15 protein-coding genes are annotated in these 14,206 nt (G+C 69.7%); 6 read left to right on the top strand and 9 right to left on the bottom strand.

Annotated elements, in window-relative coordinates:
• The first annotated feature begins 27 nt into the window (after window positions 1-27).
• Both ACZ5U5_RS36285 and ACZ5U5_RS36280 read left to right on the top strand, forming a co-directional pair.
• A complete protein-coding gene (locus tag ACZ5U5_RS36285; protein ID WP_469030503.1) occupies window positions 28-1,014 on the top strand; it encodes an ArsR/SmtB family transcription factor in 987 nt (328 codons plus the stop codon).
• Window positions 1,015-1,116: 102 nt separating this feature from the next.
• Window positions 1,117-2,148, top strand: a complete 1,032-nt coding sequence (locus tag ACZ5U5_RS36280; protein ID WP_469030500.1) for a glycoside hydrolase family 6 protein — start codon at window positions 1,117-1,119, stop codon at window positions 2,146-2,148.
• A 15-nt stretch (window positions 2,149-2,163) separates the two neighbouring features.
• Here the strand turns inward: ACZ5U5_RS36280 and glxA are convergent, their stop codons facing one another.
• From glxA to ACZ5U5_RS36245, 7 genes are all read right to left on the bottom strand, one after another.
• A complete protein-coding gene (gene glxA, locus ACZ5U5_RS36275) occupies window positions 2,164-4,128 on the bottom strand; it encodes a radical copper oxidase GlxA (RefSeq protein WP_469030498.1) in 1,965 nt (654 codons plus the stop codon).
• A 3-nt stretch (window positions 4,129-4,131) separates the two neighbouring features.
• Window positions 4,132-5,967 (bottom strand): glycosyltransferase family 2 protein, encoded by a 1,836-nt coding sequence (locus ACZ5U5_RS36270; protein WP_469030496.1) that lies wholly within the window; start codon window positions 5,965-5,967, stop codon window positions 4,132-4,134.
• A gap of 353 nt (window positions 5,968-6,320) precedes the next feature.
• The gene (locus tag ACZ5U5_RS36265) at window positions 6,321-6,953 is read right to left on the bottom strand and encodes a TetR/AcrR family transcriptional regulator (RefSeq protein ID WP_469030494.1); all 633 of its coding nucleotides are present in this window, start codon (window positions 6,951-6,953) and stop codon (window positions 6,321-6,323) included.
• A complete protein-coding gene (locus ACZ5U5_RS36260; protein WP_469030492.1) occupies window positions 6,950-7,633 on the bottom strand; it encodes a DUF4166 domain-containing protein in 684 nt (227 codons plus the stop codon). The genes ACZ5U5_RS36265 and ACZ5U5_RS36260 overlap by 4 nt, the downstream gene beginning before the upstream one ends.
• The gene (locus ACZ5U5_RS36255; protein WP_469030490.1) at window positions 7,633-8,325 is read right to left on the bottom strand and encodes a hypothetical protein; all 693 of its coding nucleotides are present in this window, start codon (window positions 8,323-8,325) and stop codon (window positions 7,633-7,635) included. Before ACZ5U5_RS36255 ends, ACZ5U5_RS36260 begins: the two co-directional genes overlap by 1 nt.
• Window positions 8,326-8,474: 149 nt before the next feature.
• The gene (locus ACZ5U5_RS36250) at window positions 8,475-8,768 is read right to left on the bottom strand and encodes an MTH1187 family thiamine-binding protein (protein WP_160507269.1); all 294 of its coding nucleotides are present in this window, start codon (window positions 8,766-8,768) and stop codon (window positions 8,475-8,477) included.
• Window positions 8,765-9,109, bottom strand: coding sequence for a DUF3817 domain-containing protein (locus ACZ5U5_RS36245; protein WP_469030487.1), 345 nt, complete (start codon window positions 9,107-9,109; stop codon window positions 8,765-8,767). The genes ACZ5U5_RS36250 and ACZ5U5_RS36245 overlap by 4 nt, the downstream gene beginning before the upstream one ends.
• Window positions 9,110-9,299: 190 nt before the next feature.
• Between ACZ5U5_RS36245 and ACZ5U5_RS36240 the strand changes: the two genes are divergently transcribed.
• From ACZ5U5_RS36240 to ACZ5U5_RS36225, 4 genes are all read left to right on the top strand, one after another.
• On the top strand, window positions 9,300-9,938 hold the full coding sequence (locus ACZ5U5_RS36240) for an AIM24 family protein (protein ID WP_469030485.1): 639 nt from the start codon (window positions 9,300-9,302) through the stop codon (window positions 9,936-9,938).
• 1 nt (window position 9,939) lies between these two features.
• On the top strand, window positions 9,940-10,590 hold the full coding sequence (locus ACZ5U5_RS36235) for an AIM24 family protein (RefSeq protein ID WP_469030482.1): 651 nt from the start codon (window positions 9,940-9,942) through the stop codon (window positions 10,588-10,590).
• Window positions 10,591-10,598: 8 nt separating this feature from the next.
• Entirely contained in the window at window positions 10,599-11,396 is a 798-nt protein-coding gene (locus ACZ5U5_RS36230; RefSeq protein ID WP_469030639.1) for an AIM24 family protein, read from the top strand.
• Window positions 11,397-11,516: 120 nt separating this feature from the next.
• A complete protein-coding gene (locus ACZ5U5_RS36225) occupies window positions 11,517-11,993 on the top strand; it encodes a MarR family winged helix-turn-helix transcriptional regulator (RefSeq protein ID WP_363209318.1) in 477 nt (158 codons plus the stop codon).
• A 3-nt stretch (window positions 11,994-11,996) separates the two neighbouring features.
• Here ACZ5U5_RS36225 and ACZ5U5_RS36220 read toward each other — a convergent pair whose 3' ends face one another.
• Together ACZ5U5_RS36220 and ACZ5U5_RS36215 are read right to left on the bottom strand one after the other, a co-directional pair.
• Window positions 11,997-13,430 carry a sensor histidine kinase gene (locus ACZ5U5_RS36220; RefSeq protein ID WP_469030479.1) on the bottom strand — a complete coding sequence of 478 codons (1,434 nt, stop codon included), beginning with the start codon at window positions 13,428-13,430 and terminating at the stop codon, window positions 11,997-11,999.
• Complete coding sequence (locus ACZ5U5_RS36215) at window positions 13,427-14,110, bottom strand: response regulator transcription factor (RefSeq protein WP_469030476.1); 684 nt, start codon at window positions 14,108-14,110, stop codon at window positions 13,427-13,429. Before ACZ5U5_RS36215 ends, ACZ5U5_RS36220 begins: the two co-directional genes overlap by 4 nt.
• Between the last annotated feature and the right edge of the window lie 96 nt (window positions 14,111-14,206).

Here is a 14,206-nt window from a genome sequence, read left to right as displayed (position 1 = left end):
TTCCAGGCGAAACATGGGGGTGAGCACGTGCCGAACCGGCTGCACTTCGGTCCCGACGATCTCCTGCGGTGCCGGTTCGCCGTGTCGCCGCTGTGGGAGACGCAGGAGGCCGTGCGCACCCTGAAGCGGCCCGAGCGGCACGGCTACCACCCGCGGTGGCTGCGGCGGATCCGCGGGGCGGGCGCCGGGCTCGAACTGGAGGCCCTGTGGCTCCTGATGCCGGTGCGCGGCTACACCCCGGACTTCATCGGCCCGCCGCCCATCGGGCCCGCCGCCACCTTCGACGAGGAGATCGCGGCCGTGCGCGCGGCCGACCCCGAGGCCGCGCGGCAGGAACTGGCGCGGGCGCTGGCCTGTACCCCGGGGGCCGCCGCGTCCCCGCGGGGGCGCGCGCTGCTCGCCGATCCCGTGCGCGCGGTACGGGAGTTGGCCGACGTCATGGAGGCCGCCTGGCGCACCCTGGTCGAGCCGGACTGGCCCCGGCTGCGCGCGCTCCTGGAGGCGGACGTCGCCTTCCACTCGCGGCGGCTCGCGGAGGTCGGCCTCGGCGCGCTGGTCGCCGAACTCGACCCGCGGTTCGCCTGGGACGCGGGCACGCTGACCGTCGCCAGGCGGGACGACCACGTGCGGCATCTGGCGGGGCAGGGCCTCGTCCTGATGCCCAGCGTCTTCGCCTGGCCCGACGTGGTGGGCGGCCACGAGCCACCCTGGCAGCCGACCCTGGTCTATCCCGCGCGCGGCCTCGCCGGACTCTGGACCGAGCCGGGCGAGCACACCGCCGAAGCGCTCGTACGGCTCCTGGGGCGGGGCAAGGCGTCCGTCCTGACCGCGCTCGACGACCCGGCCACCACCTCGACCCTGGCCCACCGCCTGGGGCTCGCCCCCTCGTCCGTGTCCGCGCACCTCGGCGCCCTGCGCGGCGCGGGCCTGCTGGTCTCACGGCGGTACGGGCACCAGGTGCTCTACGAACGCACTCCGCTCGGCATCGCGCTGGCGGGCGGCGGGGGCATCTGAGGCCCGCACCGGTGTCGTCGTCACCCGCCCCGGTGTCGTAACCAAGGGCGATTGGCCCGTTATGTAACGATTGCCCGGTCACCGTCGCCCATAGGGGGCTGGATGTACCGGCTGGTCCGCACGTTCACCGCACTCACGGCCCTCACGGCCCTCGCGCTCACGGCAGGGTGCTCCTCCGAATCCGGCACGAAGGGCGAGGAGCGGACCGCCACCGAGGCCGGGGCCTCCCCCGCCGCCACCCAGAAGGCGCGGCAGAGCACGTTCTGGGTCGATCCGCAGAGCGCCGCCGCCCGGCAGGTCAGGCAGTGGGAGCAGGAGGGCCGCACCCAGGACGCCGCCGCGCTCAAGCGGATCTCCGAGCAGCCCATGGCCGTGTGGCCCGCGGGCGACGACCCGGCCCCGGACATCAAGGCGGCCGTCGACGGCGCCGCACAGGGCGACCGCACCGCCGTGCTCGTCGCGTACAACATCCCGCACCGCGACTGCGGCCAGCACTCCGCGGGCGGCGCGCAGAGCCCGGAGTTCTACGGGCAGTGGATCGACGCGTTCGCGGGGGCCATCGGCGACCGCCCGGCCGTCGTGATCCTGGAGCCCGACGCGGTCCCGCACATCGTGGACGGCTGCACCCCCGCCGAGTACCACGCCGACCGCTACCAACTGCTCTCCGAGGCCATCCAACGGCTCAAGCAGCAGCCCCGGGTGAAGGTCTACCTGGACGCGGGCAACCCCAGCTGGATCACCCAGGCGGGCAAGCTGGCCGAGCCGCTCCAGCAGGCGGGGATCGCGCAGGCGGACGGCTTCTCGCTGAACGTGTCGAACTTCCAGAGCGACGAGACCATCAAGTCGTACGGCCGCAGCCTCTCGGGGCTCGTCGGCGGCAAGCACTTCGTCATGGACACCAGCCGCAACGGCAAGGGCCCCCTCGCGGGCGACCGCGAGGACGCCTGGTGCAACCCGCCGGGGCGCGGTCTCGGCACTCCGCCCACGGACAAGACCGGTGAGCCGCTGCTCGACGCGGTCCTGTGGATCAAGCGGCCCGGAGACTCGGACGGACCGTGCCGGGGCGGCCCGGCGGCCGGCCAGTGGTGGCCCGACTACGCGCTCGGTCTCGCGCGCAACGCCAAGGCCACCTGACCGCGGCGGATCCGGCTACTTCCCGCCCACGTGGATCCACTTCGCCTCCGACGACGTGCCGTCCCGGTCCGTCACGAAGAGCATGTACCAGCCCGGCGGCACCAGCGCGGTGTCGCCCCTGGGCACCTCCACCGTCACCTCGCCCTTGCCCTTGGTGAGGCCGAGCGCGATCGACCGCTGCTCGACGTCCGTCGTGTGCGTCACCGCGCTGGGGCGCATCAGACGGGCCGAGGCGATCTTCCCGGGGCTCTTCGTACGGAACGTCGCGCGGCCGTCCGCCGCCAGTTCCTCCGGGCCCTCGCCGAGGACCGGGCGGCTGTTGCCCGCCTTGTGCAGCGCGGGCGGCGTGAAGACCTCCATGCGCTGCTCGAAGTGGCCGAGCTTGGTGTTCTGCTGGTTGTCGTAGAGGGGGTCGGAGCCGAAGGTGACGACGCGCCCGTCGGGCAGGAGCAGCGCCTCCGAGTGGTAGTTGCGGCCCACCTTGGGGGACGCGGCCTCGCGGAAGCTGTTCGACTTGGGGTCGTAGAACTGCGCCTTGAGGATGTTGCTCGCCCCGCGCCCCCGGTAGTCCGTGGAGCCGTTGGCCGTGAAGACGGAGTCGTCCGGCAGGATCACGCTGTTCAAGTAGCGGGTGCCCTGCGGGAGTTCGGGGCCCGTCCGGAAGGACGGTCGCTTCTCCTTGAGGTCCACCACGGCCGTGCGCCGCGTCGCCTTGTCGGACTCGCCGACGCCTCCGCCGCCCAGGATCATCACCTTCTGGTCCTGCGCCGGGGGCAACAGGAGGGACGCGGACGTCTCGGTCTGGTCGAGGTCGACCAGACCCGGGATCTTCTCGAACTTGTTGGTCTTCAGGTCCCAGAGGCCGGGCTCACGGCCCTTGTCGGCGGGGCCGTAGCCCGCGTTCGACGCCGGGTAGAAGAGCTTGCCGCCCTTGGTGAGGAAGAGCGCCGGGTAGGTCGGGAAGTAGCGCTTGGGGCCGTCGGTCCACTTCTTCGTCTTCGGGTCGTAGATCTCGTTGTCGCCCGGGTCGATCATGCCCACGTCGTCGAGGCCGGAGACCGCGAGCACCTTGCCGTCGTCGAGACCGACGAGCGTGGGGTACCAACGGGCCTTCTCCATCGGCTCCACGGGGACGTACTTCTCGGCCTTCGGGTCGAACTCGTACGCCGCCTTGATCCCCTGGAAGTCCTGCTTGTCCATGGTGATCTTCTCGGCGATCCCGTACGCGTTGTCCGCCGCCTTGCCGGTGAGGCCCTCGATCTCGTACTGCGCCGACTTCTGGGTGGCGTACTCCTCACCCTCCCGGGCCGCCTCGACGAAGACGCGCGCCTCGCTCGCCTTGACCGACGTCTTCCAGGGCTTCATCACGCCGGACTTGGTGTACGTGATCTCGTAGTCCCGCTTGGCCTTGGGAACCTCGACGTCGAACTTGCTCACGTACTCGACGCCCGACGGGGAGCGGAAACGCGTACCCTTCTTGAGGACGATGGCCTTGTCGGGGTTCTCGTTCTTGACGCGCATGCCGCCGCCGGCCCGGTTGATCTCGCCGTCGAGGAGTTCGTAGCGCGCCGTGCCGCCCGCCACCAGGAGGCGGCCGTCGGGGAGTTGGGCGTGGCCCGAGCAGAAGAAGTCCTCCGGGGTCCTGACCTTCTTGAAGGTGTCGTTCCTCGGGTCCCAGAGGATCGTGTCGAAGGCGCCCTTGTCGAACTTCTTCTGCTCGTTCCCGGAGCCCGCGACGATCAGGACCTTGCCGGTGTGCAGGAGCGCGGCGTGGATGGCGTTGGTGCGGAACTCCTCGGGGATGCCGATCTGCTTCCAGGAGCCGTACTTGGCCTTGTAACCGGGCTGGGCGATCTTGTACTCGTAGTACTGCTCCTCGGCGAAGGAGAGTGCCGCCGGTGCGTTGAGTCCGACGAGCAGCGCGCCCGCCCCGACACCCAGGAGTGTCTTCTTCGTCCGCTGAGAGGGCCGGTATGCCATGGGTCAGTTCCCTCCTGTCGTCGTACCGGTGGCGAACGCCGGCTCCGGCTCGCCGTCCGGGGCCGCGGTGGTGATGCCTTCCGCGTCCTGCCTGCCGCGCTGCCGGGCCCGCGCGCGGGCCTCCTTGCGCCCCTCGCTCGCCCTGCGCTCCTTGAGCAGCGTGAAGGACCAGATCGTGACGGGGGCCAGCGAGATGACCAGGGCGAGGACGGCCCAGGTGCGCATCGCCGCGTGGGTGTGGCCGAGCACGAACGACGCGACCAGTGAGCTGGTGAGCACCGCCGCCCAGAAGAGGTGGATGCGGAAGGTGAGCAGCCGGTCGGGGCTCGCGTCACCGCCCTTGGGCGTGACCACGAAGCGGCTGGGGCGGCGCACGACGGCGGCGCCGAGGGACTTGGCGTAGATGGGTGCGGAGAGGGCGGACATCCCCATTCCGGCGAGGCCTCCGGAGCCTGCTGGTTCGTGCGGGGAGACGTTGTGGCGGCGGTTCCACAGGTAGAGCCCCACCTGGAGGGCGGCCGCGTCGCTGTAGAGCATCAGCCAGACGGAGGCGGCGACCTGCGTACCGGACGCCCCGAACCAGAGGAAGAGAACACAACTCAGCACGCCGAGCAGCCAGTTGATCGCAGTCATGGGGTAGTAGACGAGCATCATCGTGTACGAGAAGAGGCGGCCGGGCGGCATCGTGAACGGCGCCTTCCAGTACTGCTTGAACAGCGTCTCGTACGTCCCGCGCGACCAGCGCATCTGCTGGGTGAAGAAGTCCGTCCACGAGGCGGGCCCCTCGCCGACGGCGAGCACGTCCGGGGTGTAGACCGACCGCCAGTGGCGCTTGGTGAGCGGGTTCTTGTGCCGGTGCAGCTCGAAGCCGGTCGCCATGTCCTCGGTGATGGAGTCGTACAGGCCGCCGACCTGGCGGAGCGCCTGGATGCGTACGACGTTGTTGGTGCCGACGAACATGGGTGCGCGGTAGCGGTTGCCGGCGCGCTGGATCAGCGCGTGGAAGAGGAACTGCTGGGACTCGGCGGCCTTGGTGACGGGCGAGTCGTAGTTCCCATAGACCTGGGGCCCGACGACGAACGCGACATCCTCGTCCCGGAAGTACCCCATCATCCGCTCCAGGAAGTTGGGGAGCGGCACGTGGTCGGTGTCCACGGAGGCGAAGAAGTCGTAGTCGCCGCCGTGCATCGCGAGCCAGGCGTTGTAGTTGCCGTGCTTGGTGCGGGCCTTGTGGACGCCCTTCTTGCGGTTCCACTCGGGCACGCCCTTGCGGGAGAAGTGACGTACGTCGAGTTCGGCACAGAGGGCCTTGGCGTCCTCGTCGTCACCCTCGTCCAGGAGCCACACGTCCAGGGGGCCGGGGTGGTGTATGCCCTTCGCGCCTTCGAGGGTGGCGCGGACCATGCTGAGGGGTTCCTTGCCCGGAACGTACGTCGTGAGGAACGCGACGCGGGTGCCGGATTCGGGGGTGACCGGGACGGGGTCCCTCGCCACCAGGGTCGCGTGGGCGATGGACACGACGTTGACGAGCATGAAGAGCTCGATCAGGCCGATGGCCACGAGCATCGTGATGTCGAGCCCGATGAGCCAGCTGTCGGCGCCCTCGCGTTCCGTCCAGTGGCTCGGCCACACGAGGTAGACGAGGAGGAGGCCGGTGAGGACGGGGGCGAGCGTCATCAGGATGACGGCTCGTATTCGGTGGGGCTCGCTGGAGAGCAGCTTGTTGTACTGCACCCGATAGCGGCCGCCTTCGCCGCTGCCGCTGCCTCCGCCGTCCGGCTCGGTGAGCGGTCCGGCGAGTGTGCTGTGGGTGTCGTAGTCGTAGCCCTCCGGCCGCACAGCGCCCTCCAGGTCGTGGGTGATCTGGCTCTGGCAGGTTCAGGTGCGAACGAGCCGATACCCACACAAAAGTGGAGTTTCCCCGGCGTGTCGAACGGGACGCGTCCGTGCGAGCGGTCTTACGGTGAGCGGTTCGGCCGGGGTTGCGGGCCGGAAGACCCCGGGGCACGGGTCGAACGACGTTGCTCCGTCTGTGAACGCCGGGCGGACAAGGCCTGCTCGACCAGAGGCGGATGCGGGGCAATCGGGCGGGTGGGCGGGAAAGGCTTGTTCGGCCAGGAGCAGACCCGGGGCAATCGGGCGGGTGGGTGGGAAAGGTCCCTACGGAGCCCGCCCGCCGCAGGGGGCTCAGCTCAGGACCGCGCAACCCGCCGTAGGCGCCCCCGCATGGCACGCTGAGCAATCGGCCCCAACTCCTCGACGGCCGTCACCAGGACGGACAACTGCTCCAGAGCATCCAGCGCCCGCTCCGCCCCCGCCGCATCCACCCCCTCGTACAGCTCGATCCCCACGAAGGACGCCGCCACGGCCCGCGCAAGACCCACGGGATCCGCGAACTCCCCCAGCGGCGTCGCCGAGAGGACCCGGATCAGGACCTTCTCGATCTCCTCGATCCAGAGGGCGAGGCCCGCCGCCGTCGCGGGGGCGAGGCGAGGCTGCGTCTGGGCCCCCGCAAGCAGCTGGCCGAGGACCGCGACATGCCCCGCGGCCCTCTCCTCCTCGTGCATCTCACGGCCGAATTCGAGGAGTTCGGCCAGCGAGGACACCGCGTCGAGCCGCTCCCGGTAACGGGAGACCCGCTGCTCGGAGCCATGACGGCAGGCCGCCGCCAGAAGCTCGTCGACGGACCCGAAGTGGTAGAAGACCAGCGCCTGGTTGACCCCGGCGGCAGCCGCGATCGTCCGCGCGGAGGTCTTCGCGATGCCCTGCTCCGTCAACGTACGAAGCGCCCCTTCGAGGAGCTTCTCCTTCGTGTCGCCGCTCACGCCCTCGCCTCCTCGCGCAGGGGCCGCAACCCCGGCCGCACACCGCAGCCGCGGACATCCGCGTACTCCGCCGCGAAGGAACCCTCGTACCCGAAGAGCGGCCCGAAGTGCCGGTTCACCACCCTGACCCGGATACGGAAGCGGCCCGTGGAGTCGTCGTAGGACTCCCGCACCTCCGCGTCACCGCCGATCACCTCGGGGACGCGGACATCCACCGGCCCCTCCCGGAAGCGGTGCTCCCCGGAACGGATCAGCAGGGAGCCGTCCGGCTGGGCCCGGAGGTGGAGGTCGCTCGCGAGGTGCTGATGAGTGCCCAGGTAGTCGAGGATCCGGTCGCCCTTGGGGCCCAGGACCATCTGGGCGTCGAAGCGGCGGGAGCATCCTGGCAGATCAAAGGTGCGCACGAAGCTCACCGTCTCACGGCCGAAGGTGTCGACGTACGGCACGTTCTCGATGGTGAAGGGCACATGGCGGCCCTCCCGCGGGACGAGGATGTTGCGCGTGCCCCCGAGGGCCAGGAACGGCTTCACGAAGCCTCTGCCGTGCCAGATACGGTCCATGACGCCCCGCCCCGTGCACGCCTCGCCGCTCGCCAGACCCACCGAGAAGCGGCGTTGCAGCTGGGGATGCAGCCGGTCGAAATCGGCACCCATCACCGTACGGAAGATCGATGTCCTCATCACTTCTCCTGAAGGGTCGCGAGAACACGCGGTGCACGCGTGCGTGCCGGTGGATTGCGCAGGCAGCGGCGCGCGGCCGGCGTCGTCGGCAGAGGCGGCAGGACGAAGGCGAGGGCCAGGACCGCGGGCGCCACCATGGGCGAGGCGACGGCGGCCGCGGCCACGCACCCGACGCGCACACCCACCTCGGCCAGCGCGTGCAGCAGTTGACGCTCGGGCGTGATCCCGCGCTCCAGCCAGAGCCGGAGCCGGTCGAAGGACCAGGCCGTGGCCCAGCCCATCAGGGGGCGGAAGACGGCACGGTCGGCGAGCGCACCGAAGCGGCCCCAGCGCGGCCGGTAGTCGTAGCCGGTGAGGAAGCGGATGCCGCCGCCGGGTACGGGGACGTACCGCCAGTAGCCCGAGCCCTCCCGGAGGAGCGAGAGCGGATGCGGCGAGGCGAAGCGGAGCGCGGACGTCCTGGTGCCGTCCGCGCGGCGCTTCTCGCCCGCGGAGATCCCGGTGCCCGCGACGGTCAGGAAGGGCAGTACGCGCGTGCCGTACCGGAAGTGCCGCGGCTCGCCCGGTGTCTGCGGCAGGTAGTCGATCTCGGTGAAGCGGAGGTCCCAGCGCTGATGCTGGGACGGCTCCTGGGTGCGTGCCCAGAGCTCGTCGAGGTCGGCGTCTATGCGTGCTTCGACGTACAAGCTCACGGCATTCCCCCATGTCAGCGCATTTTTGAGCGACTGCTCAAGATGACCATGACGACCATAGAGAGTTTTGAGCGAGTGCTCAAGTCCGCGGACAAAGAGAAGTCCTCGCCGTCCGACGGCGAGGACTTCTTACGACACAGGGGCGACGGCTACGCGGACAGGTGCCGCTCCACCGTCTCGACCTTCGACGTCATCCCGTCCGTCACTCCGGGACGGATGTCCGCCTTCATGACGACGGAGACGCGCGGCGCCCGCGCCTCGACCGCCGCGACGGCACGCTTGACGACGTCCATCACCTCGTCCCATTCACCTTCGACCGAGGTGAACATCGCGTCGGTGCGGTTCGGCAGGCCGGACTCACGGACGACGCGGACCGCGTCGGCGACGTACTCGCCCACGTCCTCGCCGACCCCGAGCGGGGTCACGGAGAAGGCGACGATCATGCGCTCACGACGCCTTCGCGACGGGCGCGCGACGCGATCACGGCGGCCTCGGCCTCACGCTTGAGCTTGCGCTCGGCGTAGAAACCGCCGGCCGGCAGGACGGAGAGCACGAAGTAGAGGGCGGCCGTCTTCACGTCCCACTTCGTGCGGTTCCAGGCGTCGAGCCAGAACAGCACGTAAAGGATGAAGAGCACCCCGTGGACCATGCCCATCACCGGCACGGCGTTGAACTCCGTGGTCCGCTTGAGCACCGAGCAGATGATCAGGAGCAGGAAGGAGACGGCCTCGGGGGCCGAGACCAGACGGAGGCGGCGGAGTGCGGAAGCGGTCTTGATGTCCACGGATCACCTTCGGTGTGAGGCGGGAGCGAGGGGCGGGGCCGCTCGACGGCATCGATCCGGCGATCTGACCACCGGCGATCTTGTGAATGCGCGCACAAGCGACCCCCATTGTGACATCGGGGTGTTCTCCGGGTTCCCTCAGGGGCCGTTGCCCTGTTCCGACCCCATATCCGACGGCTACCGTCGATACGTGGCAACGTTCCGACTGCAAGGCAGCAGGGTGCTCGCCGTGGACATGACCGGCGACGCCGTCAAGGCGAAGAACGGCTCGATGGTCGCGTACGACGGCCAGATGGCCTTCAAAAAGATGACCGGCGGCGGCGAGGGGATACGCGGCATGGTGACCCGTCGCGTCACCGGCGAGCAGATGACGGTGATGGAGGTGAAGGGGCACGGCACGTGCTGGTTCGCCGACCGCGCCACGGAGATCAACCTCGTGCAGCTGCGCGGCGAGAAGCTCTTCGTCGAGGCCGGCAATCTCCTGTGCACGGACGGGGGCCTGCGCACCGGCACCCAGTTCACCGGCGTCCGCGGCGCCTCCCAGGGCAATGGCCTGTTCACCACCACGGTCGAGGGCTCGGGCCAGGCGGCGATCATGTCCGACGGACCCGCCGTGGTGCTGCGCGTGAGCCGGCAGTTCCCCCTGACGGTGGACCCGGGGGCGTATGTCGCGCATCAAGGAGACCTCCAGCAGCACCTCCAGTCGGGCGTCACTTTCCGTACGTTGCTGGGCGAGGGCGGCGGCGAGGCCTTCCAGATCCGGTTCGAGGGCGAGGGGCTCGTCTATGTCCAGCCCAGCGAGCGGACGACGATCGCGGGGGACGTCTGACATGCCATTCCGGGAGATCAACTCGAAGATGGTCGAGGCGACCGTCCTGCCGGGCCAGCGGCTGTTCAGCCAGCGCGGGGCGATGCTCGCCTACAAGGGAGACGTGGCCTTCACCCCCAACGTCCAGGGCGGCCAGGGCGGCCTGGCCTCCATGATCGGGCGCCGCGTCGCCAACGAAGCCACACCCCTGATGACCGTCGAAGGCAGCGGCACCGTCCTCTTCGGGCACGGCGGTCACCACATCCAGGTCATCACCCTCTCCGGGGACACCCTCTACGTGGAGGCGGACCGGCTGCTCGCCTTCGACGGGACGCTCCAGCAGGGCACGATGTTCATGGGCTCGCAGGGCGGCGTCATGGGCATGGTCCGCGGCCAGGTCACGGGGCAGGGCCTCTTCACGACCACCCTCAAGGGACAGGGCGCGGTCGCCGTCATGGCCCACGGCGGTGTCATCGAGGTCCCGATCACCCCGCAGCGCCCGGTCCACGTCGACCCACAGGCGTATGTGGCCCACCACGGGGACGTACGCAACAAGCTCTCCACGGCGCTCGGCTGGCGCGACATGGTGGGCAGGGGCTCGGGCGAGGCGTTCCAGCTCGAGCTGTCCGGAAGCGGTGCGGTGTACGTCCAGGCGTCGGAGGAGAAGCTGTGAACCCCTCAATGCCCGCGGGAGCACCCGCGGCCCTCGACCCGATGACACTGCCGAGCGACGACAGCGTGAACGCGTACACCTTCTGCGTGGAGCTCAAGGGGAGCCAGTGGTTCCTGCAGAAGGGCAAGATGATCGCGTACTACGGATCGATCGAGTTCAACGGCATCGGCCACGGCCGCCTGGACCGTCTGGTGCGCACGAGTTTCCATTCGCCCCTGCACGCGAGCGACTGGGTGGTGGCCGACGGCCAGGGCAAGATGCTCCTCGCCGACCGGGCCTTCGACGTGAATTCGTACGACCTCGAGGACGGCAACCTGACCATTCGCTCGGGCAACCTCCTCGCTTTTCAGCCAACTCTCGCGCTGAAGCAATCCATCGTTCCGGGCTTTCTGACCCTGATCGGATCCGGAAAGTTCGTGGCCGCGTCGAACGGCCCAGTGGTGTTCATGGAGCCGCCGATCCGGGTGGACCCGCAGGCCCTCGTGGGCTGGGCGGACTGCCCCTCGCCCTGCCATCACTATGACCACGGATATCTGACCGGGGTCATCGGGGGCGTGCGGGCACTGACCGGGATCGGGGGAACCTCAGGTGAGGAGCACCAGTTCGAGTTCGTGGGAGCAGGCACGGTGCTCCTGCAGTCCTCGGAGGCACTCATGACCGAGCAGGCGACGGGCGTGGTGCCGCAGCAGGCGGGCGTGCCGGGCAGCCAGGGCGCGCCGGGTCAGCGCAGTCCACACGGCCAGCAGCCGGGACAACCACGCCTTCCCGGACAACTGGGGGACCTCCAGCGTCGCTTCGGCCTGTGAGCGGTAGTCTGCGGAGTGTGACGGGCGAACGCCTGTGCCCCTCTGACAACTGGGGGTCAGAGGCGCGTGTCACACCCCGACATTCGTTCACCTTTCAACTTCTTAGGTAGAATCGATTCCATGGAGACCGATACGGCCCCGCAGTGGCTGACCAACGAGGAACAGTGCGCCTGGCGCACCCACGTAGAGGTCAACAGGATGCTGACCTATCAGCTCGAGAAGGACCTCCAGCCGTTCAACCTGACCATGAACGACTACGACATCCTCGTCCACCTCTCCGAGTCCGAAGAGAAGCGGATGCGTATGAGCGATCTCGCGGCCGCCACACTGCAGTCCAAGAGCCGCCTGTCCCATCAGATCACCCGTATGGAGAACGCGGGCCTGGTCCGCCGGGAGAACTGCGAGTCCGACCGGCGCGGGCTCTACACCGTCCTCACGGACGAGGGCATGGAGACCATGCAGCGCGTCGCCCCGCACCACGTGGACTCGGTCCGCAAGCACTTCGTGGACCTGATCTCACCCGAGGCACTCGGCGAACTCCACAAGGCCCTGACCCCGATCGCGGAACACCTCCGCGCCCAGCGGGGCAAGCCCTGACCCTCACCGGGTGGCGGCAGGGACCCTGAGCTCGAAGAGCGCTCCCCCACCGGGAGCCTCTCGGACCGTGAGGGTCCCGCCGTGCCGCGCGGCGACGTCGCGCGCGATGGCGAGACCCAGGCCCGCCCCGCCGTCATCCCTGGTGCGGGCGTCGTCGAGGCGGACGAAGCGCTCGAAGATCCGGTCGCGTTCGCCTTCCGGCACACCGTCCCCGTCGTCGGAGACCTCGAGGACCGCCCACGCGCCCTCGGCGCGGGTGGCGACCGTGACGTGCGAGCGCGCGTGGCGCTGCGCGTTGTTCACCAGATTGCCGAGCACGCGCGCCAACTGGCTCCGGGAGCCGGTGACGTCGACGCTCTTCAGATCCATGCGGACGTCGGCCCTGTCCCGCGTGCGCTGCGAGAGCTCCTCGCGGGCGAGGGCCGCCAGATCCACCTGCCCGCCGCCCGGCTTCTCCCCCGCGTCGAGGCGGGCCAGGAGGAGCAGGTCGGCGGCCAGCTCCTGAAGTCGTACGGTGTCCTCGACCGCACCGTCCACGTCCAGCAACTCCGGGTGGGCAGCGCCCACTTCGAGCTGTGTGCGCAAGGAGGCGATGGGGCTGCGCAGTTCGTGCGAGGCGTCGGCCACGAAGCGGCGCTGACGTTCCACAGAGGTCTGCAGGGCAGCCAGCGTCTCGTTCGTGGTCGTGGCCAGGCGGGCGATCTCGTCGTGCGTGTCCGGCTCGGGCACGCGGCGCGCGAGGTCCTCCGACGCGGTGATGGCCGCCATCTCGGAGGTGATCGCGTCCACCGGGCGCAGGGCGCGGCGCGTCACCAGCCAGGTCACCAGGGCGATCACGGCCAGGAGCAGCGGGAAACCGATGAGCATGGACGTCAACGCCGTGGACACCGCGCCCTGTCGGGCGGCCAGCGAGGCGCCCGCGTAGACGGTGAGGTCGCCCTTCTTCTCGACGTTCACCTCGACGGCGGCGAAGCGGTAGTCCCGCGTCTCGCCGTCGATGGTGGCGGAGCCCGAGGTGACGTCCGCCGGGTCATCGGAGACTTCACCGAGTTCGAGCGCGTCGCCCTCGCTCGCGTCGTCGTCATCGTCGTCGCCCTTGGGAGGCGTCGCGGCCGACTGGGGCTTGACCGCGGCCACACCCGTGCCGCTGATCCTCTGCAGGTCCTCGGTGGCGGCGACCAGCCTCCGGTCGCCGTCGACGATCTGGACCGGGTGGTCCTCGTCGTCCAGGTCCAGGTTGTCGTACGGCTCGTTCCCGGCGAGCCGCGAGGCCACCCCGCGGGCCGTGGACTCGGCCTGCCCACTGGCCTGGTCGGTCAGGTTCGCGCGCAGCGAGAGCAGGACGGCGGCGCCGGCGGCGACCAGCGCGACGGCCACGACGAGGCTGGCGCCGATCGTGGCGCGAGCCCGTACGGAACTGAAGAAGCGCTTGGTCATCGGGGGGTCTCCAGGCGGTATCCGGCGCCGCGCACCGTCTTGATCAGCTGTGCGCCGAGCTTGCGCCGCAGCGCGCTGATGTAGACCTCGACGATGTTGGGGTCCCCCTCGTAGGCGAAGTCCCAGACGTGCTCCAGGATGTCGCCCTTGGAGACGACCTCGCCCACCCGCAGCACGAGCTGCTCCAGAACCGCGAACTCCTTGGCGGTGAGGGTCACTTCGTCGTCGCCGTCCCCCTCGCCGTCACCGCGGAAGACGCGGCGCGCGGCGGTGTCGACCCTGAGGTCGCCGATGGTGTGGACGGGGGACGGCCCCGCGTTGCCGCGGCGGCGCAGGAGGGCCTTCACCCGGGCAACGAGCACCACGTACGAGAAGGGCTTGGTGAGGTAGTCGTCCGCGCCCGTGTCGAGCCCTTCGGCCTCGTCGTACTCCCCGTCCTTCGCCGTGAGCATCAGGATGGGTACGTCGTGGCCCGCGGCGCGCAGGGTGGAGCAGACGCGGTAGCCGTTCATGCCGGGCAGCATGATGTCGAGGATGACCAGGTCGTACGAGCCCTCGCTCGCCCGGTGCAGCCCGTCGATGCCGTCGTGCACGACGTCCACGGCATAACCCTCGGCCGTCAGCCCCTTGGCCAGGGACAGCGCGAGGCGCTTTTCGTCTTCCACGATCAACAGGCGCATGCGCCAAGGGTGGCAGAAGCAACCTGAAGAGTTCTTCAGGCGGCTTCAGGCTGGCTTCAGGGTCGCTCAGCCAGATTGGTCCTTGTCGAAAGCGAA

Source organism: Streptomyces sp. NPDC033177 (assembly GCF_055577715.1).
Note: the sequence above shows the minus strand (reverse complement) of the source record. Positions and strands in the feature narration are given on the sequence as shown.